General features: G+C 37.8%; 22 protein-coding genes. 8 read left to right on the forward strand and 14 right to left on the reverse strand.

Annotated features, from left to right (window positions below):
* Window positions 1-66: 66 nt before the first annotated feature.
* The 3 genes from gatC to gatB are packed head-to-tail and all read left to right on the forward strand — an operon-like array spanning window position 67 to window position 3,387.
* The gene (gatC, locus tag V5M36_RS11470) at window positions 67-381 is read left to right on the forward strand and encodes an Asp-tRNA(Asn)/Glu-tRNA(Gln) amidotransferase subunit GatC (protein WP_338559107.1); all 315 of its coding nucleotides are present in this window, start codon (window positions 67-69) and stop codon (window positions 379-381) included.
* A 49-nt stretch (window positions 382-430) separates the two neighbouring features.
* Window positions 431-1,909 (forward strand): Asp-tRNA(Asn)/Glu-tRNA(Gln) amidotransferase subunit GatA, encoded by a 1,479-nt coding sequence (gatA, locus tag V5M36_RS11475; RefSeq protein ID WP_338559109.1) that lies wholly within the window; start codon window positions 431-433, stop codon window positions 1,907-1,909.
* Complete coding sequence (gatB, locus tag V5M36_RS11480) at window positions 1,909-3,387, forward strand: Asp-tRNA(Asn)/Glu-tRNA(Gln) amidotransferase subunit GatB (RefSeq protein WP_338559112.1); 1,479 nt, start codon at window positions 1,909-1,911, stop codon at window positions 3,385-3,387. The genes gatA and gatB overlap by 1 nt, the downstream gene beginning before the upstream one ends.
* 56 nt (window positions 3,388-3,443) lie before the next feature.
* On the opposite strand, the gene V5M36_RS11485 is transcribed toward gatB, so the two are convergent.
* Entirely contained in the window at window positions 3,444-4,547 is a 1,104-nt protein-coding gene (locus V5M36_RS11485; RefSeq protein ID WP_338559115.1) for a GTP pyrophosphokinase, read from the reverse strand.
* Window positions 4,548-4,925: 378 nt separating this feature from the next.
* On the opposite strand from V5M36_RS11485, the gene V5M36_RS11490 reads away from it, so the two are divergent.
* Window positions 4,926-5,396 carry a hypothetical protein gene (locus tag V5M36_RS11490; RefSeq protein ID WP_338559117.1) on the forward strand — a complete coding sequence of 157 codons (471 nt, stop codon included), beginning with the start codon at window positions 4,926-4,928 and terminating at the stop codon, window positions 5,394-5,396.
* Window positions 5,397-5,727: 331 nt separating this feature from the next.
* Window positions 5,728-7,371, forward strand: coding sequence for an SLC13 family permease (locus tag V5M36_RS11495; protein ID WP_338559119.1), 1,644 nt, complete (start codon window positions 5,728-5,730; stop codon window positions 7,369-7,371).
* Window positions 7,372-7,732: 361 nt separating this feature from the next.
* On the opposite strand, the gene V5M36_RS11500 is transcribed toward V5M36_RS11495, so the two are convergent.
* The 3 genes from V5M36_RS11500 to V5M36_RS11510 form a co-directional block, all read right to left on the reverse strand.
* Entirely contained in the window at window positions 7,733-8,188 is a 456-nt protein-coding gene (locus V5M36_RS11500) for a hypothetical protein (RefSeq protein ID WP_338564176.1), read from the reverse strand.
* Window positions 8,189-8,588: 400 nt separating this feature from the next.
* Complete coding sequence (locus V5M36_RS11505; RefSeq protein ID WP_338559121.1) at window positions 8,589-10,778, reverse strand: Ig-like domain-containing protein; 2,190 nt, start codon at window positions 10,776-10,778, stop codon at window positions 8,589-8,591.
* A 248-nt stretch (window positions 10,779-11,026) separates the two neighbouring features.
* Complete coding sequence (locus tag V5M36_RS11510) at window positions 11,027-11,929, reverse strand: LysR family transcriptional regulator (protein WP_338559123.1); 903 nt, start codon at window positions 11,927-11,929, stop codon at window positions 11,027-11,029.
* A 109-nt stretch (window positions 11,930-12,038) separates the two neighbouring features.
* Here V5M36_RS11510 and V5M36_RS11515 point away from each other — a divergent pair, with 109 nt between their 5' ends.
* Both V5M36_RS11515 and V5M36_RS11520 read left to right on the forward strand, forming a co-directional pair.
* Complete coding sequence (locus V5M36_RS11515) at window positions 12,039-12,626, forward strand: chromate transporter (RefSeq protein WP_338559125.1); 588 nt, start codon at window positions 12,039-12,041, stop codon at window positions 12,624-12,626.
* A gap of 2 nt (window positions 12,627-12,628) precedes the next feature.
* Window positions 12,629-13,144 (forward strand): chromate transporter, encoded by a 516-nt coding sequence (locus V5M36_RS11520; RefSeq protein WP_338564180.1) that lies wholly within the window; start codon window positions 12,629-12,631, stop codon window positions 13,142-13,144.
* A 121-nt stretch (window positions 13,145-13,265) separates the two neighbouring features.
* On the opposite strand, the gene sbmA is transcribed toward V5M36_RS11520, so the two are convergent.
* From sbmA to V5M36_RS11560, 8 genes are all read right to left on the reverse strand, one after another.
* Window positions 13,266-14,465, reverse strand: coding sequence for a peptide antibiotic transporter SbmA (gene sbmA / locus V5M36_RS11525; protein ID WP_338559128.1), 1,200 nt, complete (start codon window positions 14,463-14,465; stop codon window positions 13,266-13,268).
* Between the two features lie 301 nt (window positions 14,466-14,766).
* A complete protein-coding gene (locus V5M36_RS11530) occupies window positions 14,767-15,900 on the reverse strand; it encodes an acyltransferase family protein (RefSeq protein WP_338559130.1) in 1,134 nt (377 codons plus the stop codon).
* A 128-nt stretch (window positions 15,901-16,028) separates the two neighbouring features.
* On the reverse strand, window positions 16,029-16,442 hold the full coding sequence (gene pgaD, locus V5M36_RS11535) for a poly-beta-1,6-N-acetyl-D-glucosamine biosynthesis protein PgaD (protein ID WP_338559132.1): 414 nt from the start codon (window positions 16,440-16,442) through the stop codon (window positions 16,029-16,031).
* A gap of 22 nt (window positions 16,443-16,464) precedes the next feature.
* Window positions 16,465-17,730 (reverse strand): poly-beta-1,6-N-acetyl-D-glucosamine synthase, encoded by a 1,266-nt coding sequence (gene pgaC / locus V5M36_RS11540; protein ID WP_338559135.1) that lies wholly within the window; start codon window positions 17,728-17,730, stop codon window positions 16,465-16,467.
* Window positions 17,731-17,745: 15 nt separating this feature from the next.
* Window positions 17,746-19,758: a poly-beta-1,6-N-acetyl-D-glucosamine N-deacetylase PgaB gene (gene pgaB / locus V5M36_RS11545; RefSeq protein ID WP_338559137.1), complete on the reverse strand. Its 2,013-nt coding sequence runs from the start codon at window positions 19,756-19,758 to the stop codon at window positions 17,746-17,748.
* Between the two features lie 508 nt (window positions 19,759-20,266).
* Window positions 20,267-20,605 (reverse strand): FKBP-type peptidyl-prolyl cis-trans isomerase, encoded by a 339-nt coding sequence (locus V5M36_RS11550; RefSeq protein ID WP_338559139.1) that lies wholly within the window; start codon window positions 20,603-20,605, stop codon window positions 20,267-20,269.
* Window positions 20,606-20,699: 94 nt separating this feature from the next.
* Window positions 20,700-21,230, reverse strand: a complete 531-nt coding sequence (locus tag V5M36_RS11555) for a YaeQ family protein (protein ID WP_338559141.1) — start codon at window positions 21,228-21,230, stop codon at window positions 20,700-20,702.
* 192 nt (window positions 21,231-21,422) lie between these two features.
* Entirely contained in the window at window positions 21,423-22,424 is a 1,002-nt protein-coding gene (locus V5M36_RS11560) for a CobW family GTP-binding protein (protein ID WP_338559143.1), read from the reverse strand.
* A 725-nt stretch (window positions 22,425-23,149) separates the two neighbouring features.
* On the opposite strand from V5M36_RS11560, the gene V5M36_RS11565 reads away from it, so the two are divergent.
* Window positions 23,150-23,377, forward strand: coding sequence for a hypothetical protein (locus V5M36_RS11565; RefSeq protein ID WP_338559145.1), 228 nt, complete (start codon window positions 23,150-23,152; stop codon window positions 23,375-23,377).
* A gap of 590 nt (window positions 23,378-23,967) precedes the next feature.
* On the opposite strand, the gene V5M36_RS11570 is transcribed toward V5M36_RS11565, so the two are convergent.
* Window positions 23,968-24,483: an acyl-CoA thioesterase gene (locus V5M36_RS11570; protein ID WP_338559147.1), complete on the reverse strand. Its 516-nt coding sequence runs from the start codon at window positions 24,481-24,483 to the stop codon at window positions 23,968-23,970.
* Between the two features lie 404 nt (window positions 24,484-24,887).
* Window positions 24,888-25,859 (reverse strand): patatin-like phospholipase family protein, encoded by a 972-nt coding sequence (locus V5M36_RS11575; protein ID WP_338559150.1) that lies wholly within the window; start codon window positions 25,857-25,859, stop codon window positions 24,888-24,890.
* Between the last annotated feature and the right edge of the window lie 153 nt (window positions 25,860-26,012).

The following is a 26,012-nucleotide window of genomic DNA, read 5'->3' on the forward strand; positions in this document are numbered from 1 at the left end:
AAGTCAATCGCTTATTATAACGCATGATATTTTGAATATTTTTTAATACTGATTAGGTGAGACATCATGTCAGCTACAGATGGTCAGCATTCTGCAGATTTAAATGTACAAACAATTTCAAGTATTGCTCACTTAGCACGCTTGTCTTTGGATGAAAAACAATCTGCTGAATATGCTCAAAGTTTGAATAAAATTTTAGGAATGATGGAAAGCTTGAAAGGCATTGATACCGATGGTGTTGAGCCACTTAAGAGTCCTTTTGATCATCCACAACCCTTACGTGCAGACGTTGTTTCCGAAGTCAATCATCGTGAAAACTATCAAGCCGTTGCTCCTGCAACACAAGATGGTTTGTACCTTGTACCACGCGTGATCGAATAATTTCGAGCCGGAAAATCTCATTTAAATTTGAACGTAAAGAATTGTACTTATGACTGATTTACATCGCTTATCAATTCGTGAAATGGCAGAAGGCTTAAAGTCAGCTCAATTTTCATCTCGCGAATTGACTCAACATTACTTAGATCGTATCGCTAAAATTGACCCGCGGGTTAATTCTTATGTCACGGTGACCGCTGAATTAGCGCTTGCAGAAGCAAATGCAGCAGATGAGTTACTTAAATCTGGTACATCTGGGCTAATGACGGGTATTCCACTGGCACATAAAGATATTTTCTGTACCCAAGGCATTAAGTCCTCTGCGGGTTCAAAAATGCTGGATAACTTTATCTCGCCTTATGATGCAACCGTTGTGGCAAAAGCCAAAGCTGCGGGTATCGTGACTTTAGGTAAAGTGAACATGGACGAATTCGCCATGGGCTCTACCTCTGAGAACTCATACTACGGCGCAACGGCAAATCCATGGAATTTAGACCATGTGCCGGGTGGTTCATCAGGTGGTTCAGCTGCGGCTGTTGCAGCAGACCTTGCACCAATTGCCACAGGTACAGATACAGGCGGTTCAATTCGTCAACCTGCATCATTTTGTGGTTTGACTGGTCTTAAACCAACGTATGGCCGTGTGTCTCGTTTCGGTATGATTGCGTATGCATCATCACTCGATCAAGGTGGTCCATTGGCACGTTCTGCTGAAGACTGTGCTTACCTGATGAATGTGATTGCAGGTCATGACGAAAAAGATTCGACTTCTATTGAAAAAGAAGCGGATGATTACGTTGCAAACTTAAACGGCACATCGGTAAAAGGTTTACGCATTGGTATTCCAAAACAGTATTTTAATGTTGCAGGCTTAAATGCCGACGTTAAAGCACGTGTTGAAGAATCATTGAAAAAATTAGAAGAAATGGGCGCAATTTTGGTTGAGATTGATCTCAACATGACTGAAGCCTATGTACCAACGTATTATTTGATTGCCCCTGCTGAAGCATCGTCAAACCTGTCTCGTTTTGATGGCGTGCGTTATGGCTACCGTGCTGAGAACCCTGTCGACTTGATGGACTTATATAAACGTTCACGTTCAGAAGGTTTTGGTGCAGAAGTTCAACGTCGTATCTTGATTGGTACTTACGCGTTATCTGCTGGATACTACGATGCTTACTATGTAAAAGCACAAAAAGTTCGTCGTTTAATTCAGCAAGATTTCTTAAAAGCATTTGAATCAGTCGATGTAATTGCTGCCCCTTCTGCGCCGACTACAGCGTATAAGATTGGTGCTAACCTCAGCCCTGTTGAAATGTATTTAGGTGATATTTATACCATCGCTGTGAACTTGGCAGGTTTACCTGCAATCAATGCGCCTGTAGGTTTTGATCAAAATCAACTGCCTGTTGGCTTACAATTGATTGGTAACTATTGGTCTGAATCACAACTGTTGTCTGTGGTGCATCAGTATCAACAAGCAACCGATTGGCATAACCAACGTGCTGCAATTGCTGAGGAGAATGCATAATGTCAAACACTCAAAAAACAGCACAAAAATCATTGCTTATTGATGGCTGGGAAGTGGTTATTGGTATTGAAATTCATACGCAATTGAATACCAAAACCAAAATTTTCTCAGGATCATCTACTACTTTCGGTCAAGATCCAAATACTCAAGCGAGTTTGGTTGATTTGGCGATGCCGGGTGTATTGCCTGTTCTGAACAAAGAAGTGGTTGATCTTGCGATTCGCTTTGGTTTGGGTATTGATGCGTATATCGATCAAGCCTCTATTTTTGCACGTAAAAACTATTTCTACCCTGATTCTCCTAAAGGCTATCAAATCAGCCAAATGGACAATCCGATTGTTGGCTTAGGTCATATCGACATTCAACTTGAAGATGGCACAGTGAAGCGCATTGGCGTTACACGTGCGCATTTAGAAGAAGATGCTGGTAAATCGATTCATGATCAATTTGAAGGCATGTCAGGCATCGATTTAAACCGTGCTGGTACACCGCTGCTTGAGATTGTGTCTGAACCCGATATGCGCTCAGTTGAAGAAGCTGTGGCTTATATTAAAGCCATTCACACTTTGGTGCGTTGGTTGGGTATTTCTGACGGCAACATGGCAGAAGGTTCATTCCGTTGTGACTGTAATGTGTCGTTGCGTCGTCCGGGCAATGAGTTTGGTACGCGTTGCGAGCTGAAAAACCTCAACTCATTCCGATTCATTGAACAAGCGATTAATGTTGAAATTGAACGTCAAATGGATATTTTGGAAGATGGCGGTAAAATCGACCAAGAAACGCGTTTGTTTGATCCAGTGAAAATGGAAACGCGTTCAATGCGTTCGAAAGAAGAAGCGAACGATTACCGCTACTTCCCTGATCCTGACTTGTTGCCTGTGCTGATTTCGGATGCGCAGATTGAAGCAGCACGTTCGTTATTACCTGAGTTGCCTGCAGCACGTCGTGAGCGTTTTGTCGCTGACTTTGCGGTGACTGAGTATGATGCGCATGTATTGACGCTTACACGTGAAATGGCGGACTTCTATGAAGCTGTTGTGGCTGCGTCTGGCGGTGCTGCGCAAGGTAAAGTTGCAGCTAACTGGGTGATGGGCGAATTCTCTGGTGCTTTAAACAAGGCTAGCTTAGATCTTGCTGAGTCGCCTGTTTCTGCTGAACAGCTTGGCGGTATGATTGCGCGTATCATCGACAACACCATCAGTGGTAAAATTGCGAAGCAAGTCTTTGGCTTTATGTGGGAAGAAGGCAAATCTGCTGATGCCATTATTAGCGAAAAAGGCTTGAAGCAAGAAACTGACACAGGTGCGATTGAAGCAATTATTAAAGATGTGCTTGCAGCCAATGAAAAAATGGTTGAAGAGTTCAAAGCGGGTAAAGAGAAGGCGTTTAATGGTCTTGTCGGTCAAGTGATGAAAGCATCTAAAGGTAAAGCAAACCCTGCACAAGTAAATGAATTAATGAAGAACTTGATTGGTTAATCTGATCTTTTTCTATAAGAAAACCCGCTTAAGAGCGGGTTTTCTTGATCTTCTATTTAATCTTCGAGGGTTTCATTACTGCGAAATAGTTGTAATTTTTCTATCGTTTGATCAACCAAATCTTCATTATAAAGTTTTGTTAAACTACTATAAATATCATCATATATAGGTATATTTAATTGCTTTAATACCAGTAAAAATTTTTCTAAATCTTCGATAGCAAACATTCTAGAATAAAATGCGCTTAAGTATTTTATTTTGTCTTTATTCTCAAATATTCTAGCCTCATGTTTTCTCCACATTTTTTCAATATCTATAATTTTCTTTAAATTAAAGACTTTATGGAAAAAATATATAACATTTCCTTCATAATCAAAATTAATGATTGAATATTTTTTTGGATCTAAGCCGTGTTCCTTCACGTTTCTGTTTAAAAAATTAATCAAACTTAATTTATTTATATCTTGATCAAATAATTCATATTTATCAGATTCTTGCAATTTAATCTTATACAAATTTATTTCTTCTGATAAACGATTAAATTCTAAATCAGCTGACTCTAAAAGGCCTGAGAGTAAATTAAATCTACGTTTCAAATGCGCGGGCAATTCTCCACCAAGTTTATAGCCACGATCATGTTCTATCTCAGCCCACGCATGTGATAATGCTGTCCTAATCTGTATTTCAAAACATAAATCTTTGTAGAGTGAAAACTCAGGAAGCTTTTCTCGTTGCTTGCCTATATCACATACAAAATGGATTGAACGATAACCAAATTTATCGGCTCCCAATAAATCAGCTTTGTCACCTGAATCTTCTTCATGAACATTAAAGTTTTCAGAAATAATTTTAGATACTTTTTCTAAATCACTCTCTACAAGTGTTATTATTCTTAAGCCTGCTAAATCAGTCATATCCTCAAAAGAGGTGTAATCACTTTTCTTTTTTAGTTTTCCAATACAACTATCTTTTGTTTTAACCCTATATGGCACATCAACAAATGAGATTTTTTCAGCTTTCATTATACTTTTAAGAATTTGCACAACTGACTGTGCCAATGAATCGTAAAGATGAGCATTTTTTACATACCATTGATCAATTTTTTTATGATCCATTGCTTTCCCCCAATCTAAATAGAATATTAAAGTAATTTGTTTCATGTTCAGTTTCAATGTTATCTTAATTTAAGTATTAATTACTAATCATCATCCATGTAAATTAATCGTATATTTAGAAAACAATATGACCACCCAAAAAATATCCCCTATTACCAAACTCGAAGACTTAGGACGCATTTAACTTTCAAAGTCCTTCTTTATACGTGATTAAGAAAATCCCTTTCCTTGCGAAGCTTCTCTTCTCACCTTTAAAAAAGGGAGACTTTGTCATGCGATTAATTTGATACGCGTATTTCTCATTTTACATATGAATGGATTGTTAGTGGTCGAACACCATCTAGCATACTTCACAAAATCCACTACACTAAACGTATTCTATTAATCAAAACATTCACGACTTATAAAAATAAAGAATAAAAAATGAAAATAATCATCCTCACACTATCTACCCTTGCCCTCCTTAGCACCTCAACCTTTGCAGAAACCAAACCCAATATTCCTACAAAAGAAGCCAGCCAAATATTTAAAGCAGCAGGCTTCGCCAAAACAAAGAATGGTTGGAAGGCTAACTGCGACAACGGTGAAATCACATCATACAAAGACTTAAATGGCGATGGTCTAAAAGATGCAATCATTTCCGACCACAGCAGCAAGTGTTATGGCAATACAGGTGTCGGCTATCACATCGTTGCACAACAACAAAAAGGAACATGGAAACTTATTTATGAAAATATGGGCATTCCAACTTTCATGAAAACCAAAGGAACAGATGGCTGGCCAGATATTGAAAATGGTGGTTCCGGATTTTGTTTTGCTGTTTATCGCTGGAATGGTCAAAAATATGAAGTGAACCGTTATGAATACAACGGTAAGACATGTACATTATTCTAGAAAAAACTGAATGAATCCTGAGTTTTAAAATTTAGAAAACGCGCTTAACTTAAATAAAAAAATTAAAATTGTTTACATCAATATCAAAGCTCATCCAATTATTTTCAACTTTGGTGAAGGATTGCAACCCTACAATCTAAGACCATTAGACTAAAAAAACATAGAAATTAAGGCTCTTAAAACTGTAACTTCATATAAAATATTACTTTATTATTCACATAACTTTTACACTATTAAAAAATATACTTTAGAGGTATTTCAACATACTTAATGAATCTTTGTGCTTCATCAGCTAAGCCTACAGAATACGCCCATTATATGGAGATAAATTATGCTAAACAACTTATGGCAAAGTTTATGGTACAGACACAATAAAACCAAAAACATGTTTAATCATCTCAATCCCAACTACATTCTGTCACAACAACACAACTCCGCAGACATACCGAGCCCACCGACAACCACCTCGCAAAAGCAAAGTGGCTTTAACGGCTCATACAACAAAACCCAATGGCTTGGACTTTTGCTTGGGCCACTCATGTTTGCATGGCTGTATTTTGGTATGGACTTTGAAGGTCTCTCCCGTGAAGGCCAAGGTGTTTTAGCCCTGACCGCATGGCTCTCTATCTGGTGGGTTTTAGAGGTTTTACCTTTAGGGATTACTTCACTTTTACCTATTGTGGTTATGCCACTCATGGGTACGCTGACTATTTCTAAAGTTACGTCTAGTTATACAGATCCCAATATTTTCTTATTTTTAGGTGGCTTTGCCATCGCCATTGCGATTGAAAAATGGCAACTGCATGAACGTATTTCTTTAGCGATTATTAGTTTTTCAGGCTCAACCATTAACGGTCTGATTTATGGTTTTATGTTTGCAACCGCATTTTTATCGATGTGGATTTCCAACGTAGCAACGGTGATGATGCTACTGCCGATTGGTACAGCGATCGCATTTAAGATTATTTCATTACTTAAAAAGCAACCAGACTTTGATCCCAATGATGAAGTGAAATTCACCAAATCACTGATTTTTGCCATTGGATTTGGTGGAATTATTGGCGGTAGTGCAACACTGATTGGTACACCGCCTAATTTAATTTTGGCAGGCTTAGTCAAAGAACTGTATGGTTATGAAATCAGTTTTGCCAGTTGGTTTATGTTTGCATTTCCACTGTGTGCGGTGTTAGCGGTCTTTACTACCTTTTGGTTGACCAGAATCGCTTACCCAATGAAAGCAAAACATTTAAATGAAGGCAAGACCTTTATTTTAGAAGAGAAAAAACGTTTAGGCTCGATGAGCTATGAAGAAAAAGCGGTCGCGATTATTTTTGCTGCCACTGCATTTATGTGGTTAACCCGTACTTTTATTTGGACAGATTTAATTCCTGGAATTTCAGATACCGTCATTGCTATCACAGCGGCGCTTACTTTATATGCACTTCCAGCGAGTGATGGAAAACGTTTACTCAATGCTGATTCTTTAAATGAAATGCCATGGGATGTTTTGTTATTGGTTGGTGGTGGTTTAGCTTTGGCCGCAGGTTTTGGCAATACCGATCTTTCTCAATGGATTGGTCAAAAACTTCTTTACCTACAAAATGTACCGTATTTTATTGCATTATTACTGACCACGTTATTGACCATTAGTTTGACTCAAGTTGCACCCAACACAGCCATTACGACTATTTTTGTGCCTATTGCTGCAACACTGGCTTATGCATTAGGCGTGCACCCTATTCCATTTATGGCCGCGGCGGCTTTAGGTGCTGGTTTCGCATTTATGCTCCCGATTGGTACACCATCACAAGCAGTGATCTTCGCAACAGGCAAAGTCACTATTCGTGACATGTTGGCGCAAGGGACGCTGGTAACAGTTTTAGCGACTGTATTAATTGTGCTTTCGGTTTACTTTATTTTCCCTCTGGCATTCGACATCAATTTATTTGAATTCCCGACTCAGTGGAAAAAGTAATTATCGTTTCGTCCTGATATAAAAAAGACCTGCAATTTCAGGTCTTTTTTATGATGCAAAGATGAGCTAACTTCAGATCTTAAATTTACATTCTAAAATCATATTCTTAAAATCACACTTTTAAATCACATTAGAAACTAATATCCAAATACATTTTAAAAGTGAAGAGCAAACTTAATTTCTAAAGCTAATCTCTAAAATTAAATTTCTCTCAAAATCAATCATCTCTTAGAGAATGTTTGGAAAAGTGATTACTGATTCTGATTTTGTTGTTTAAAACAACTTATGAAAAAAATCAAGAAGTGCTGTTAAATGACAGATAAATCAAAAATAAGCCTTTTTATTAATCGTGTCATGTTACTTATCGAGTAATGCCTAACTTATTAAAAATATCAGGCGTTAAAAAAGTGGTGACCAATTTATTTAAGTCCACATAACGGATCACACCTTTCAACTGCTGCTTCACTTCAGGGTTTTGAATAATTTCTTCACCTGTAGTACGGCCTAGAGCTTGAAAACTATCACCCACTGCTTGTAAACCATCAGCTTGTATAACAGCTTTGGTCTGCGCTGCGCACTGTTCGACAATCACACGTTGTAAAACCTTGGCAAAATTCTGATCCAATTGCGCTCTTTGTGCATCCGTTACATTACTCAGCGCTTTCAAATCTGGATGTGTTGAAAGTGCAGAGAATGTCCATTGCAGCACTGCAGTTTTATCGGTTGCTGTGGTCGATTTAACGAGACAATCACTGAGTTGATCTCCCGCAACACTGGCCGTTGAAATTTGACTGCTCATCAGCACTATTCCCGCCATAACTGCTGCCATATAGTGAGACGTTTTTTTATTTAATGACGCTTTTTTAAATGGCGATTTATTTAATGTAATAGATTTTTTTTTGAACATTAGAAGTGATCCAATCGATATATTTTTCTACTTTTAGCACAAAGTTCAAATTTAGACCTGTATGACTGTGTAATCGTTTCTTCTTAATCCCTGCGATATTAATGTTCAAATTAAAAAAAGATGGAGCATTGTGCTCCATCTTTACTTGAACAATTGCAACTATTGAAACTTTGGATATTGAAAAAAGGCTTCACTCGTTTATATGATTCAATAATTGCCATTTCGACTGGACGCTTTATAAAATCAAGTTGCACCCAGTCTTAGCATTATCAATCAAACCTTAACCAATCAAACTTTATAGCATCAAACTTTAACGAATCACTGCATTTTTAAATAAGCTATTCTCTTCAATTAAAGGCCAACCTGCTGCTCCTGCAGATTTAAAGCTGAGTTTCCAACAGCTTTGATCTTTAATATTCGACGCAAATGTCGCTAAATTTGTTCGATCAAAACCACACTTCGCTGTGTCAAAAATGGCATTGGTTTGGTCTGCTTTACCCTCGGGCAGAAACTTCATACTGTAGTTTACAATTTCTGCTGGGATATCATTGTCCGTTACTCCACCTAAAGTAATGGATGCTAAGAACTGACCATTTTTGGTAATTAGGCCAGCAGAACCATCCTGTAAGTCAGCAACTTCTGTCCCAATCATGGCGAACATTGTTTCTTCTTTACCAATACCAGAAGGTGTACCTAAAACCTGTCCAATATTAGCAATTGGGCTTGCTTCAGTATCAGTTTGTATCGTAATAATTGAGCCTGCTTTAATAAAACGATCAGCTGTCCAACGGAATACGCCTTCATTGGTTGCTGGTTCACCACCACCATTTTTATCACGTTTCCAAAATTTCTCTTCCTTGATTGAATAATCACGATCTGAGAAGTAAATTTCCGTACCGCCATCGACATCTTTCATCAGTATAAATGCAATTGCATCTGGCGCTTCAGCATTACCACCCATAAAGTATAAATCCCCTGCTTTCAACGGCGTTGGTTGGCCCGCAGTTTTAAATTGGGTCATTTCGCCCGCAGGTACTTTATTGGCTTGATGATCTTGAATCATCGCACCCATTTCGACACGATAATTCGTTTCATAATCCAACTTTTGTTTTGGTGTTATGGTAATGCGGTTAAAGTCGAGTGTGACTTGAGGCGAATTTGCGGCAATCGTTTCTACCAACGTATCCCCTTTATAAATTTTAAAGTCACCTGTACTGAGTTGAACACCTTCATCAAACCACAATTGAATCGTAGTGTCGGTATTCACACCCATGACATTTTTTTCAGGACTGATTTTCACCAAAGATGGCGCAATAACATCATTTTTAGTGTCAGAAATCGTGACAAATCCACCTTGGAAACGCTGGTCTTTATCCTCTAGACCCTTTGAAATAGCGGTTTGGTCTGGCCAAATACTATCGCCATTATCAAGCAGCAATTGTACGTCTGCACTTGGGATATATCGTTCAACGATGGTTTCGATACTGCCCTTAGAGTCTATACGCATTTGTTCTAATGAATGATTCAGTTCACGTGCAGGTGAGTCTGGATTCCCATCCCAAAGATATAGTGCAAAAGCTTCTTTAATTTCATTTCGGTTGGCCAAAGCCGGCCCAGCAACGATTAAATACTCATTATTCAGATGTTTTGAAATTGAGCGAACACCTCGCCCTCCTAAATTCAACTCAATCGCTTTTCCAAAAGTTGCTGATGTAGCAGTACCTTTTAAGAGTTGTGCATAATTGGTCACTGGAATAATGAGTGCTTTTGCACGTGTACCTGTGTCTAGTTGCGGTGCTCGGAAACCCAGTAATAATGCAGATTCATCATGAGTCGCTGTCATCCCTTCAATGGCAAAACCATGGGTGCGTTCAGGCACACTTCCATCTGCTGCAGATTGCACTAAACCAAAATGATCTTTACCCAAACCATGTTGATTTGAACGATCCCATTCAGTCAAATTACTTTCTAAATCTGAATATTTACCCAAATATTCAAATTTTGTGTCTTTTCCTGTCCCCGTTATTTTCACACTAAACATGTGGCTGCGCTCTGCCATTGCGTCGTCCCCATCTTTCTTATTACCATGTGAGCCTGTAAAGACCACGATATTGTCTGCAAGTAATGCACTTGCTTCTATATCGAGTTCTTTTTTAAACATTGGACCGTTTTCTTCAAAATTCCAAGAAGCAACCGCAGCACCACCATTTTTAGGATAGACACGTAAAATATTGGCTTCATCATCAGCCACTATGATGAAATTATCATCTAAAGCAACCGCTGTAGAGGCATCAGATGATCCACCCTCTGTGGTTCCAGGGGTATATGTGCTCAACGAAATCGTCGGTACTGGTTTTTCTGGTTGTGTTGGCTTTTCTGGTTGTCCTACATCTTCTGTTGGTGTTGTAGGTATCATTACCTGGTCAGGCGAATCGCTATTACATCCGAGTAATGCTGATACGGAGATGGTTAAAATTAATGTTTGACCCAATTTTTTCATTATATGCTCCTATTCGCGGAACAAACTGTATAAGATCAATATTTCATCAATATTAAAAAACCTTATATATTTTTGATGCTTACATTTCCTCTTTTAAAAATTGGTGCTTAAATTCAACTTTAATTGTTTTCACTTCTTGCACAGAACATATCGCAAAATCTGCTACACAGCTCAATGTTATACATAGCAATCGAAGCTGGCACGCGACTAAAGTATCCAATACTTTTTAAACAAATAGGCCAAAATTTTTAGGAAATAAATTCTGGCTGCTTTAAGCATTCCAATAAATATTTCAATCGCGCATGATCAGCACCATTTTTGTAGACCGCATAAATTGGTGCAACGCAGGGTGGATCTGCCCTTAAGGTTTTATAGACTATTTGCTTATTCCAAAAATCTCGAATCGCCTCAGGTACAATCGATAAGCCAATCCCTGCTGCAATCAAATTTAAACTTGAGGTCAAACGTGGGGCTTCTTGAACAATCTTCGGGCTAAAACCTGCTTGATAACAACTGGCCAAAATGCTATCAAATAAATCCTGACCTGCTAAGCGTCGATACAATACAAAATCATAGCCTTCTAAATCTAATAAATGTAATTCACCCTCTGCATCCGCCAAAGCATGATTATTCGGTAAAGCGACGATTAAAGGCTCATCTAAGACATGCAACCTGATCAAACCTAGTCCAATCGGTGCTGGTTTTCGTAAAAAAACGATATCATTTTTTTCATTAATGACTGAGTCAATTAAGCTATTGCTACCGTCTTCATTAAGATTGATCGACACCGCGGGAAAGGCTTCACGAAAATTACGCAATAATCGCGGTAAAAAAGAATGCAAACCCACAGAATTGGTAAATCCAATATTAATCTGCCCCTCTAAACCTCGGGCAATATTTTGTACTCGACGAGGAATCGCATCTGCATGTGCCAAGATAGTAAGGGCTTCTTGATACAGTGCCTGACCCGCTTCGGTCGCCTCGACACCACGCGGTAAGCGTTTAAGCAATAACGTACCGAGTTCATCTTCTAAATGTTTAATAATGCGTGTTAATGGCGGCTGCTGCATATGTAAACGTACAGCAGCGCGTGAGATATTGCTTTCTTCAACTACAGCGACAAATGCCTTGAGCTTATGAATATCAATCATGATTGCCTCTAGATGTATACTTTTTAAGTATGTTTATGATCAAAATTAGCATTTTTCAACATATCATGACAAGCGCATAATCAGCTCATCCCAAGAATGAGTGCTAATTATGACTGCTGAAGTTCTCCCCCTCACACAAGAAAGCAACACTTCGCAACCTTCGAATCAAGCATTGTTTATTGGCTTTATGAAATTAGGACTGATGGGCTTTGGTGGTGTACTTCCTTTAGCACATCGCATGATTGTGGATGATCAAAAGTGGTTGGACTCAGAAACATTCAATAATTTATTAGGCATTTGCCAATTATTACCGGGTGGAAATATCATTAATATGGCCGTCGCAATCGGCTACGAATTTCATGGGATGAAAGGCGCGGTCAGTTCTGTGATTGGTTTAATCACTGCACCGACCATTATCGTGATTATGATTTATCAGCTTTATACCCAATTCCAATCGTATCCAACCATTCAACACATGATTGAAGGTTTAGCCGCAGCAGCAGCCGGTTTGTTATTTGCCATGGGCCTAAAAATGCTACGCCCAATTTTCAAAAATTATTTAACCCTGATCACACTCGCACTGACAATTATCTTCATGTTGGTCATCAAACTTCCTTTAGTGCTGACCTTGGTCATTTTAGTGAGTATGAATATCTCCGCATTAAGTTTAAATAAAGTAAAAGGAGCTCAAAAATAATGATCATTTTACTCACTTTAGCGATTGTATTTACGCAGCTTTCTTTATTGGCTTTTGGCGGTGGCAATGCGATTTTACCTGAAATGCAACATCAGGTTGTTAGCGTTCATCAATGGTTAACAGCAACGGAATTTAGTGCGATGTTTGCCATGGCACAAGCAGCGCCAGGCCCCAACATGATGATTGTTCCTCTGGTAGGGTGGCATGTTGCAGGACCAGCAGGACTGCTGATTACCTCTTTAGCCAAGTTTGGTCCTTCTTCGATTATTACAATTTTTGCACTCAAATTTTGGCATAACTTCAAAGACAATCCACGTCGAGATTTATTTGAAAAAGCACTGAAACCGATCACAGTCAGTTTAGTTCTGGTCAGTGCTTGGATTATTGCAGGCACATCCGCACAGAGCCCATTCTTAATCGGCATTGTTTGTATCGCGACCGTACTCAGTATGTTCAAAAAAATTCATCCACTTTGGGTCATGGCTTTTGGGGCAATTGGAGGCGCATTGTTTCTTTAATCCTCGTGAAGATGAGATATAAAAAAACCCGCGAAATGCGGGTTTTAAATTGAGATCTGCCAATAAGAATCTAAAAAAAAATCTAATCAAGATCGAAGCAAGAATTCAATTCAGATTTGGCTTATTCGTCAAGAATCGATTCAAATGCTTTTAGACGTTTATATATACTAAGCAATTCAATAATCGTTGCCCAAGACTCAATTAAATACTGAAATGACTCACGAACTTTATTGAACACATTGCCAATTTGCATCATCAGACCCAAGGTAATCGTACCCGCTGCAATACTTGGAAACAGCACAAATAAGCCATACAAGTTGTCGAGTTGCATATACCAAATTCTCACTATATTGAAATATGCATAGTGGAAATATAAACGGAAATAATTTAAGCGTACTTTACTAAATAAGTCTTTTAATGTCAGTGGATCTGCTCGTTCATGATGGTCTTCACCATAGACTAACTCTTTACGGTATGCTGCTTCCACCCGCTGATTATTAAACTCTAACCCTGGCAGTTTATAACCCACCAGCATCAGTACGACCGTACCCAGTAACGCCCAGCTAATAGCCGCCCACATGAGCGCATACGAAATCTCCCCAACTATGGGTAAAGACTTCACATGTACAGACAATTGAAACAACACAGGTAAAAATGCCATCAGTGTCATCAGAGCTTGAATAAAACTTACGCCCAAAGTTTCTGTTGTTTTGGCAAACCGCATGGTGTCTTCCTGAATACGCTGCGATGCACCTTCAATATGACGTAACTGCTCCCAATACGCAGTGTAGTAATCATTCATTGCAGTACGCCAACGGAACACATAATGGCTCACAAAGAAAAGATTAAATACTGCAATAGTGACATAGACCATCGCTACATATAAAAAGGTCATTGAACCGCTATATAGCAAGTTCACATCACCACCACCATTACTGAGCATTTTCTGAATTAAATCATAAAATGGGCTATACCAGGCATTGACAACCACGTTAACCTGCACAGCAAACCATATATTAAATAAAATAAATGCAGAACCCCAAACCGACCACGCTTGCCATTGATTATTTGAACGCCATTTCCAAAATAAAGCAAAAAAGGTTGTGGCAACAAAGAACCAAACATAAAACCATATGAATGATGGCATCCAAAAACGACTAATACCGATCGGAAGTTCAGCATCAGCATAACCTTGAGCAAAGCCCAAGACTGTGCCCCACGCTTTACCACCAGCAAAATTCCACAGCAAAAAATTTATTACAAACCAAAGAACCAAAGAGGAAAAAAACCATTTTGGATTGGGGAAAAATGACTTAAACATCGCTTACAGTTATCCCTAATAGTATTTGAATGACATGATTTCAATCATATTTTCTGAATATTAAACTTAATTAATTCAATTATCGTTGTTTTTTAGAAAACATTTATGCTTGCAGCATACTCGCTTTTAATTCCAAATAATTCATTTGGAAGTAGCTTACTCAGTATCAACGTCTTAAATCTGATCAACGTAGGTGATCTTCCGCTAAAGAACTCAATACGTGCTAGATAAGCTTATAATTCAAGACAAAAGTCAGATTTTCCAATACTGAAAATCTGACTGATCATCTGTATAGAATGGATTAATCCAAAATTTTAGCAGCCAAGCGCTGGCTGAACTTAATCGCAAATTGATCAACCCATCGACTAAAATATTCCGATGCACAAAGTGTTAGAGCAATAAAAATAATAGAGGCGATCACAGCTGATGTTGCATAATCTACGCCAAGACTTAACAAATAATTAAAAATAGGTAGTCCAACCACATATAAAACAATCAAATGCAGTAAGTAGATAGAGAAGGATAATTTACCTAACCAGACCAACACGCTGTGATCAAACTGAGTCGACAGTTTTGGACTCATCAGAATGCTATATACAATCAATACACCGCCAAAGAAGTTGCCATATTCATAGGTACGCTCACCTAAAAAAGCATGAATCCATTGATAAGACCAACTACCGTTGTGCGCGCCTGCCAAATATAATCCGAATAAAAACATCACGATGGCAACAGGATAACTTAACTTTTTAGCGTATAGGAAGAAATAAATCCCAATCACAAAACTCGAAATGCCCAATAAAAACCCTTCGCCTTTCCAATAAAATGCGCATACAGGCAGCAATATAGAAGCAATAAAAAATAAATAACGCTTTAACTGATAAAGATACAATAGTAAGAACAGTGCTAATGAGCCAAACAGTTCAATATGCATGGTCCACAACACCCAATTCGTATCACTCTCCGCAAAAAAGAATGAACCTATTGTTCCCTCATATATTGCATGTTGTAGACTAATGTCTTGGGTGACATAGGCTTGAAACCAATTACTGATTTGACTACTGTCGATCTGTATGACTTGAAATATAAGCCAAATGAGTAGGCATGATGCCAGTGCTGGAATAGCCAAGCGTGGATAGCGCTTAATCAACATGCTTTGAATTTTGGCTTTGACCAGATCAGGCTTTCTCAAAATTGCATAAGACAGTACATAACCACTGAGCACGAAAAATAAGAAAACTGCAGCAGTCCCTGAATACCAGAATGCAAAAGGCGAATGATAAAAGAATGATTGCAACGCAGAGTTTGAGATTTCTGATTGATCAAAATGATGTAGAAATGGAAAAAAACTTAAACTTAAGTGTGAAAATACAACTGCCAAACACGCCAAACCACGAATACTTTCGGCAGAATTCAATTTAACCATAACATCCATATTTCCAGTTTACTGACTATACTTAATCTTCACATGATGAATAAAGGGATGAGACTTTACTTTAGTCATCTCCATCTAACTCATCTTAATTCGATTCAACTCGTTTTAACTCAAATCGATATCGTTACTCAATCAATCAGTGTAATTCGACCGAATTCATCATGATGTACAGTCACGACTTTGTTTTGACGAGAGCGATGAATGATATCTGCAGGAATTGCAAATGCTTTAGCATAGTCTGTTATACCTTTTATTTGCGTGTATTTGACAGATTGTGCGGGTATGAAATTACTCCATAACCACAACATCAATGCACACACCAATATGGCCACAAAACCATTTTCAAGTACGCCTAAAATTACGTTTGCAATCTGAATAACCACGTTATGATTGTGTTCATCAAGAACTCCCAGAGAAACCATAAGTGGTTGCCAGAGTAGAAGCCAAGCCACCCACAAAAAAACAGTGCTGGTATTGCTTAAACAACGTTGTTGCCAAGACAATTGATGACGAATATCAATAATGATAGATTGAGCGTTCACAATATTTCTCATATCTTAGTAATTAGCTATCTTCACGTACACCGCGATCAGGACTGATCCAACGAGCACGTTTTTCATCGCTTCTTAAAAGTACTTTAGGCATAGCAACTATCGTGGCTGATACAGTAATGATCCAAAAAATAAATGGATACCAAATCATCCAAAAATAGTTTTTAGCGAGCCCCTTTTCATATCGACTGTCCATCCACATGCTCATCGCAAATTGAAATAGACACGTCGCCCCAATTAAAATTCCTGTGCCATACGGCAAAAATGGTGAGTTCACTTCAGGTAATCCTATTGCAGGCAATACCCAACTCAGCACCCATAAAATCACCATGGTCAACATCAAATATGACCAAATTAAAGTCAGACTCATTTCCAGTAGCAAAGGCCATAAAAAATTAAGCTTTGGCTTAAATAGAACATCAATATTTTTCATTAAAACCTGCGCGCCACCCATCGCCCAGCGCAGTCTTTGCGTCCACAAGCCTTTAATGGTTTCAGGCATGAGGACCCAAACAATGGCATTCGGTTCAAACTCGATATCCCAGCCAGCTCTTTGCAATTTCCATGAAATATCAATATCTTCAGTCAACATATTTGGCGACCAATAGCCCACTTCATGTACAGCAGTCTTGCGAAATGCGGTCACTGCACCCGATACTGTAAAGAGCCGACCAAATGTGCGTTGTGCACGTTTAATCATTCCAATAATTGACGAAAATTCGCCGACTTGCACTCGACCCAACAATGTTGAACGATTACGGATCCGTGGATTGCCCGTTACTGCAGCAACGCTAGGATTTTTTTGAAAATGACGTATCATCCACTGTGCAGCATGTGGATCTAATAATGCATCCCCATCGATTCCCAATAAGTATTCAGCCTCAGTGACCAAGCTACCGGCCTGAAGCGCCATCGCTTTGCCTTGGTTTTCAGCCAAATGCACCACACGTAACTTTGGATACTTTTCCGCCATGCGATTAAGAACATGTCCAGTATGATCTGAACTTCCATCATTAATCGCAATCACTTCGAAGTTTGGATAGTTTAAATTTAACGCTTGACCAATCGTTTCTTCAGCATTGTCCCCTTCATTAAAACAAGGAATAAGTACTGCAACCAAAGGATACTCAAGCATCGCAGGCGGCAAATCAAATGCGGGTTCTTTGCGCTCACGAATACAGAAAATCAGCGCTCCCATCATCCATAAATAAGACATGAATAAGGGATAATAGAAAATAAAATTCAGAACCCACTGCCAAAGATTTTGGAAAGTTTGCATGTTTTATCTTCTGCCCTAGCGAATTAAACCAGAAGGTTTTGTATCAAATACAGCTTTCAATGTTTGTGGGTTTGGATGATCTTCGATCGGATTATCTGGATAGTAACCGACGTGTAAGACCCCTTGACGGTACAGCGACTTAAATGTCTCTGCCATTTCCTTAGAAGATACTTGTTGGTTGTTGCGCCAATCTACAGCTTGAATCTCAAATACGGTTTTGTTCATACCATTTGGATATTTTTCTACACGTGATACCAATTCTTTAAAAAACTGATCTTTATCTTCAACTTGCTCCATATACGGCATCGCCATAATTGCAGTGAAGTCATAATGTTCTAATGAACGTTCTAAAGACTGTGAGTACCAGTTTTCAGCATATGCCGACAAAGCCACTTGAGCGTACATATTGCGTGCGGTCATCAGAAAGGGTTGGTAATAACGAACTTCATCTGCCAGTTCAAGCGCAAATTTATCGATAGTCTCTGTCTTGAATGCCGTCCAGCGTTGTAATTCTTTCTCATCTGCACGGATCTTAGCCAAATCAACTGGAAGACCATTTTTTCGATACGCTTTTAATGCATCGACACTGGCATCTTCATAATCTGACAGAGTCGCATCATCATGAAAGATCAGACCATTAAATGAAGCAGACTTAGCCAGATCTTGATAAATACCTTTAATCACATTTTGGGCAGCTTCTGAAAATGGGCTTAAACGGTGATAACCCATGTTTAAATGCTTACTATCAACAGCTTGCTGTGTCACCACGATATCTTTAGACACTGGATTTGATTTTGGTAATTCCCAGGCATATACCGGCATCCATGCATAAACACGGCTCACTTGAGTTCTTTTCTGGATTTGCCAGCTCACGCGATTAAATAAATCCGCGCGCATGGGAATAAAACGATTCGGGAAATACACGAGATCTGCAGATCCATTTCCATCCGGATCAGAAAATGCCTGTAAATAAACAGTATTCACGTTCATCTTTTGAATACGATCTAATAAAGCACTGAGATTACGTTCTTGCTGAACAAGATCTGGATCATAAATATAATCCAAATCAACATGCATCACTTTTTGTGCCCGATGATTGTCAGTCAATTGTTGCTCACGGCTGATGATTTCATTTTTCAAATCAGCGGTAGTAGTTGAGCTTTGAATCAAAATACGGTCTAGCTCACCCATGTGTGTATTTTTTTTGCCGCTGACGTCATCCAAACTTAAACTAATCGGCATGCATGCTTGTTGAGCAAGTTCAACTGTTTTTTGATTATAACTGCCATAAGGCCAAACCATAACACGTGGAGACTTAACCCCATGCTGCGTTAAAAGCTGGGTATTTTTAAGCATGTCTTGTTGAATACGTTTTACATAACTAGCGTCTGTTTCATAAGACTTAGCTTTAGGTTCATATAAACGTGTGGTCGCTGCAGGTTGGGTATTGCCTTGAGGATTGCCCAATATTCCGCGATGTAAATCATAGCTATGACTACCGACTTCAACCCAACCACTTTTTTGCATAGATTGCAGTTGTTCCCAGCTCAGCATTTGATCTCGAGAAATAGAAGCATCTCCAAACTGAATCTTGCCGTTATTTTCCGTAGCTAGCCAAGAGCCTACGACTGAAATTAAAACTGGAATTTTACGCTGTTCGATGATCGGAAATACATTGTGATAAAAAGAGGCATAACCATCATCAAATGTAAGGAGAACAGATTTTTTCGCCAGCGCTTTAAGACCTTTCTGCGCAGCAACAACCTGATCCACATCTACAAATTGATAGCCATTTTTTACTAACCAATCTAAATGTGATTTGAATTGTTGTTCTGTAATAGCAAACTCAGGAATTAGACTATTTTTTTCTGATGCGACTTCGTGATAAGACAACACGATCAAATTGTCCAAAGAAGCTTTTGACAACTGAGTAGTGGGTTTATCTTGTGCCAACGCGGTTGATGTATAAGCTACACTCAAACACGATAATGTCATCATTGCGATGAATGAAATAATACCAGATGTCATATAGTAAAACCTGTTGCCATTTAAACAAGCGAAATTAGCTACTGCCCATATTCAAAAGTATGTTGCATTAAACAACTTATCATTATAAATATTGAACAATATCAAAAGACTAAATGGCTTTTAAAATTTGAAGATCATAAGGAGATGGAGAAAAAATTTATAAAAAAATAAATTTAGTTCGGCATTAAAACACTAATTCAGTATTTTTTCTGTGAATATTTGTTTCAGAATATCGCAATTTGATCAATATTTATGGCACGACCTCCATTATTTTTTATTCAAAATCAAAACTCTTTAATCATTGATCATGATTTTTAGATGTATTTTACATCCAGATAAAAGTTTAAATTGACAATTTAATTCTCATTATACCTCTCTATTGAACACTCATTTTGAGTAGTTCTTCGATGATAATTTTTGAGAATCTACAAATTGAAAAAGCCCTCGACTTGAGGGCTTTTCATCAGCTTTTCATAGTGCTTAACACCATCATTCAATGTTCAAACTTTTAGTCACGCGTTTTAACATCAAACAATTCGATTTCAAAAACTAGATTTGAATTCGCTGGAATAACTTTACCCATTTTACGCTCACCATAAGCCAAGTGTGATGGCACGATCAGCTTCCGCTTACCACCCACTTTCATGCCCATAATGCCTTGATCCCAACCTTTAATGACACGACCAGTACCGATCACAGTTTCAAAATAATTGCCGCGGTCAATGGATGAGTCAAACTGGGTGCCATCTTCAAGCCAACCCGTATAATGTGTCGTGATTAAAGCACCTTTAACGGCTTCTTTACCTTCACCCACTTTTAAGTCAATAATTTCTAATTCAGCACTCATCTCGAACTCCACATCATTCAATCGTTAAATCTACAACTTTAAAACTACATTTTGAAAACCACATCTTCAAAACCACATCTTCAAAATCATATTTCTATTGCAGCTGAATCCATTCGATTTCAGCTTGGGCAGTATCTCCAATCAATGTCCACTCACCATCCATTACATTTAATTGAAGTTGCATGGTCCGTTGACACAATGTTTGAATCTGAGCTGTTGTTTTTTCGCTTAACTGCCAAACTTGAATGTTTTTTAAAGTTTTAAGTTTGCTATTGCGTTTATACCATTCATCCACACTTGAACCATAGGTTACGACAGCGACTTCACGACAGCGTGCGCTGGCTTTTTTGACCTTATCTTCATCTGGACTTCCCACTTCAATCCACTTCTCAAGCTGACCTGTTAAGTCTTTTTGCCAAAGTGCAGGCTCATCTGTTTCAAATAAATCTTTCGTAAACTCTAAACGCTCATCTGCAAAGCGTGCATAAGCCAATACACGAACCATCAAACGCTCGATGGTTTCAGAAGGATGCTGTGCCATAGTGAGCTGATAGTCTGCATATTGATGCACATCCATATTGGCAATATTTAAATCAGCCTTATAAATTGTCGCTTTTAACGCCATCGAAAATGTCCTCAAATTTGCCGCATAGCATACCCGATTTTCAACTTCGGTCGGTATGGATATCACGATAAATTAAGTCAAGGCGAAGATATTGCATATCCAGCTAAATGTTTTGATGAATCAATTTTAATGTGGTTAAAACTTCAAAGTAGCTTGATACTCAAGATCAAAATTGAACTCAACTAAATTTAATTAGCGATCTTTATCTATGCGACAAGCCAATAACTGACTTTCAAAATCTTGCCAGTCATGCGCTGACTGATAAATAATTTCAATTCGATTATCAATATTTTCCTCTCCACCGCTGTAGTTAAACTGCTGTGGATTAAAATTAAACGTTTGCCAACCTTGATTAGTATTAAAAATTGCTTTAATTCTTAACCAGTCTTGCTGCTCACACAGTAAATCGAGTAAATCTAAAAAATCAAATTGCCAGCGTTTCGGAAACTTCCACCCTGCAACGCTATATCCTTGTGCAGTTTCGACATAGTGATAAGGTAATTGCTTAATTTCAGGCTGGGTATGGCCTTTTAGATCGTGTTGTAATTTTAATAAGGGCTGAATTTTACGTGCTGTTCCGACAAATGCTTGATCAATTTGTTCGATACGAATGTCGCCTTGATTAGCTAATAGCCACAGTTGTGCATAAGCTTGATATTCAGCTTGCAAAACTTTTAATGCCTCTTGATCGGCAAGTTGCATCTGGTCAATATGTGATACCACAATAATCTGAGCTGCTTTCAGCTGATCTGCATATAAATTCTGTTTAGACCATTCTGCATCATGTAAGCGTGAGCCATCAACAACGGTGACTAAACTACGCATCGCAATGGTGCTTTGCCAATGTGGCTCTGTCAGTTGTTCTAATAATTGAGCTGGATGACCCAAACCAGTCGGCTCAATAAAAAGTCGATCTGGTTTTGCTTCAGCCAATAAACGAGACAAGGCGATTTGCATCGGCAATTGACTACTACAGCACAAACATCCTCCAAGCAATTCTTTAATTTCAAATCCTTCAGATCGAGTCAACAATTGTTGATCTACACCAATCTGTCCGAACTCATTCATTAAAACAGCCCAAGTTTCACCTGCTGGTTTTTGGCTTAATAATGCTTTTAATAGGGTGGTTTTACCTGCACCTAAGAACCCAGAAATAATATGGGTTTTGACAGGTGATGTAGCGACAATCTTCAAATCAATCTCTCAAAATTATAGGTTGTAACGTGTAAGCCAGAATAGTTTATCTTTAAATAATCTTAATCATAGCAATGTACTTGAAAGCTAATTCTATCGCCAATATTTATGTTTTGAATAAATAACGATGTATCAACATTCATTTTCAAAATAAGATATTTTCGATTCATGCTTTAGCTTTTATTATTCATGCCATCGCTCAATCCATGCAAGCCGTTGTTACTCAATACATTGATTTAAAATTTAACTAAAAATGAACCACAACAAATAAAAAGTCTTTTTCTATTCTGTTAAAAGTAAAGCAGGAAAAATAATATTAAATTGAGTAAATAAATAAAAAGGGATCATATTTTTCTTTATTAATAGTCGATATTGTTAACCTTAAGTAAAAATAATGCTCACTCCTTAACCACTTTGACATATTTTCACACATTTTAATGCTGTTGAATTTGATTTTAATTACAGTAAAAGCACATATATTTGCATATTGTTTTTATGCGTAACGAAACCTGTTTCACTTTGTTGTTTCAGTTGCCCAAAGCAATGATTGCCTTTAGCATGAATCTCGTTGTATCTGATTGCTGAGATTGCTACTCACGTTCAGATTATTTTAAAACTGAATCGATTTACTCTTTTTAAATATTTTAGATTTAAATATTTTAAATCTGGCTTATTGAATATTTAAACAAAGATAGATCGCAATTAAATGAATAAGGATGCCACTTATGAATATCGTTAAAACTTTACTTGCAACGACTTTAGCAGTTACCGCTTTTTCAACTTTTGCTGGAACGAAAGAAGAGAAGAAAGAGCAAACAGTAATTAGTTCTACTCAGGAACAACCAGTAAATTCTGAAACTTCTGCTGCAGGTCAGCCGACTACAGTTCAACCAGGTACTGAAGCAGCTGCTGATGAGAGCACAACTGCTCCTACAGTACAACCTGCGCAATAATTTGATTGATCATCGCTCCATTTCTCCAGAATGATGATCAAATCATGCAAACTGAGCTTTTAAGGTCATTTGGGTTTTAAAAAGACTTAATTTTTAAGATCGTTAAAATTCAAGATAATTGAACTTTAAGAGCTTAGTTTCGAAGGTAGAACATAATCTATGTTCTACCTTTTTTAATGACCAGAATTTAATGATTAGAGTCTTATATGACTATTTTTTCATGAATTGAGCTCTTATGATTATAATTTTTTAATTATTAAACTTGTTTCAAAAATCATTATTTACACCACACACTCATCGTGAGTATTCCCTCATCCTAATCTTCTCCCAAAGCGAGAAGGAATTTTTATAGATCAATTTATTACCACTCAATCATTATTTTTTGATTTATGAACGGGGCTTGATAAAGATCTTTTGATTTTAAGATTTATGCAAGAGATTTATTATTTTTTAATCATTTTTTAAATATTTATACGCAGTCTAAACTAGAGTGTTTTATCAGCACCTAATTCACTCAAATCACTTCTTTGAATTAAATTGACTGGAATAAAAAAGACCTCTTAAAGCAGAGGTCTTTTATCGGCATTAATCTATGTCGATTTTTTATAAATACTACAGGAAGGGTGATGATTTTCATTTAAACGTGCCACTTTGCGATGTTCCGCAGCTTCAAAGCGACAGCGCTTCCATTCATTATCCAAATTTAAAGAAGGAATCTCTTTCGGTTTACCATTCTCATCCACAGCCACCATCGTGAAATAACAACTATTGGTATGACGCACTGTTCTTTTTTGAATATTTTGTGCTTCAACACGGATGCCAATTTCCATCGAAGTACGGCCAACATGGTTTACACTGGCTAAAAAAGTGACCAATTCACCAACATGAATCGGCTCTTTGAAATTCACTTTATCTACAGATAACGTTACAACATAAGATCCCGAATAACGACTTGCACATGCATACGCGACTTGATCGAGTAGTTTCAAAATCGTCCCTCCATGCACGTTTCCTGAAAAATTCGCCATATCGGGGGTCATTAATACAGACATCGTTAATTCTGACTGGTCGTCAGCAAGTGGTGACACTTGTTCAAATGAAGACATAAACTTGTGGACTCAATATTATTCAGCAGAGGATTTTATGGTCATATTATAACTTTATTTTGAGTACAAAATGTTTAATTAAGCGATCTTAATTCATTTTAAACAGCATGATTTATAAAACAATAACCAATCTAAGCATTGATTAGACACTCAATAAGTCAGAATAATGAGCACGCCTTCCTCCATGCATCCATCTGATTTAAATTAAAATTAATGCTCAGAGTATGAGTTCAACCTTGCTCCTACTTCAACTGATCAGTCAATTCAGACTAATTCGAATTCATTTCTTTTGAGAAAACCTAAAATCATTGAAGAAATTCCCATTCAAGCTTTAGACTTCCTAAACAAAATAATTTCTAAGCTAATTTTTTATTAGCCAAAGTCTGCAATGATTGAATCATTCACTAGTCTTGTGCTTGATGTTGAACAGAAAAATGAACTTTATCAAATTGCGGAATCTGTTTAACGAGAGTTTGAATTTTATCAATTTGTTCCATCGCAGCCGTTACTCCAGATTGAATCGTCACTTGGCGACCTTTAACCTCAAATATATGTGCTTTTTCACGTAAATCAGGCTGTATGACAATATCTGCATTTTTCAACTCTTCCGCGGCTAATCTATTCTGCATGATATTTATATTTTGATTAAACATGCCCCATACATTGCTGGTTTCGGTATGAATAGGTTGCGCCAAAATATCTACGGCAATGACAATATCTGCTCCAAGCTCTCTTGCTACGTTCACAGGTACAGGGCTAACTAAGCCACCATCGACATATTCAACACCATCAATATTAACAGGTATAAACATACTTGGAATTGAAATAGAAGCGCGAACAGCTTGACCTGTACTGCCCTTGTTAAACACCACCTTATTCCCTTGTTTGAGTTCAGTCGCCACCACAAACATCGGGATTGCTAATTGTTCAAGAGGTAGATTATTCACATTTGTATTGACATAATTTTCAACTTTCTTGCCATCAAAGAAGCCTTGCAAACCGATATTAATATCGCGAACATCATTAACCTGCAGATCTAACGCGATTTGTTTTAATTGCGCTGCAGATTTCCCACTGGCATAAATAGAACCAACAATGCTACCTGCACTCGTTCCAACAATAAAATCAGGTTTAATCCCTCTTTGCTCTAAGACCTCAATAACCCCAATATGCGCATATCCACGTGCACCGCCACTTCCCAAAACCAAAGCCACCACAGGTTTCTTAGTTTGTTTATTTTTAAAAGCAACATAATCAATTTCAGAGTAAGCATCTTTCAATGTACGAACTTGATTCTGCTCAGTTTTTAGAGGCATGTTTTGACAAGCAACCAATGTAAAGCTTAGCAGTAAACTGAAAGTCTTTAAACAATTCATAAATTGGATATAAGTAATGATGAGTAGTCACTATGAAATCATATTTAAACTTGAAATACTGTATGAAATATTTATGACAAACGCTAACTTACACTTAAAATATCAATGAATGAACATTTATACAGCGGTTTTATCGAAGATAGTCGCTTTAGA

Origin of the sequence: Acinetobacter sp. KS-LM10 (assembly GCF_036896575.1) — a bacterium.
Classification (GTDB): domain Bacteria; phylum Pseudomonadota; class Gammaproteobacteria; order Pseudomonadales; family Moraxellaceae; genus Acinetobacter; species Acinetobacter avistercoris.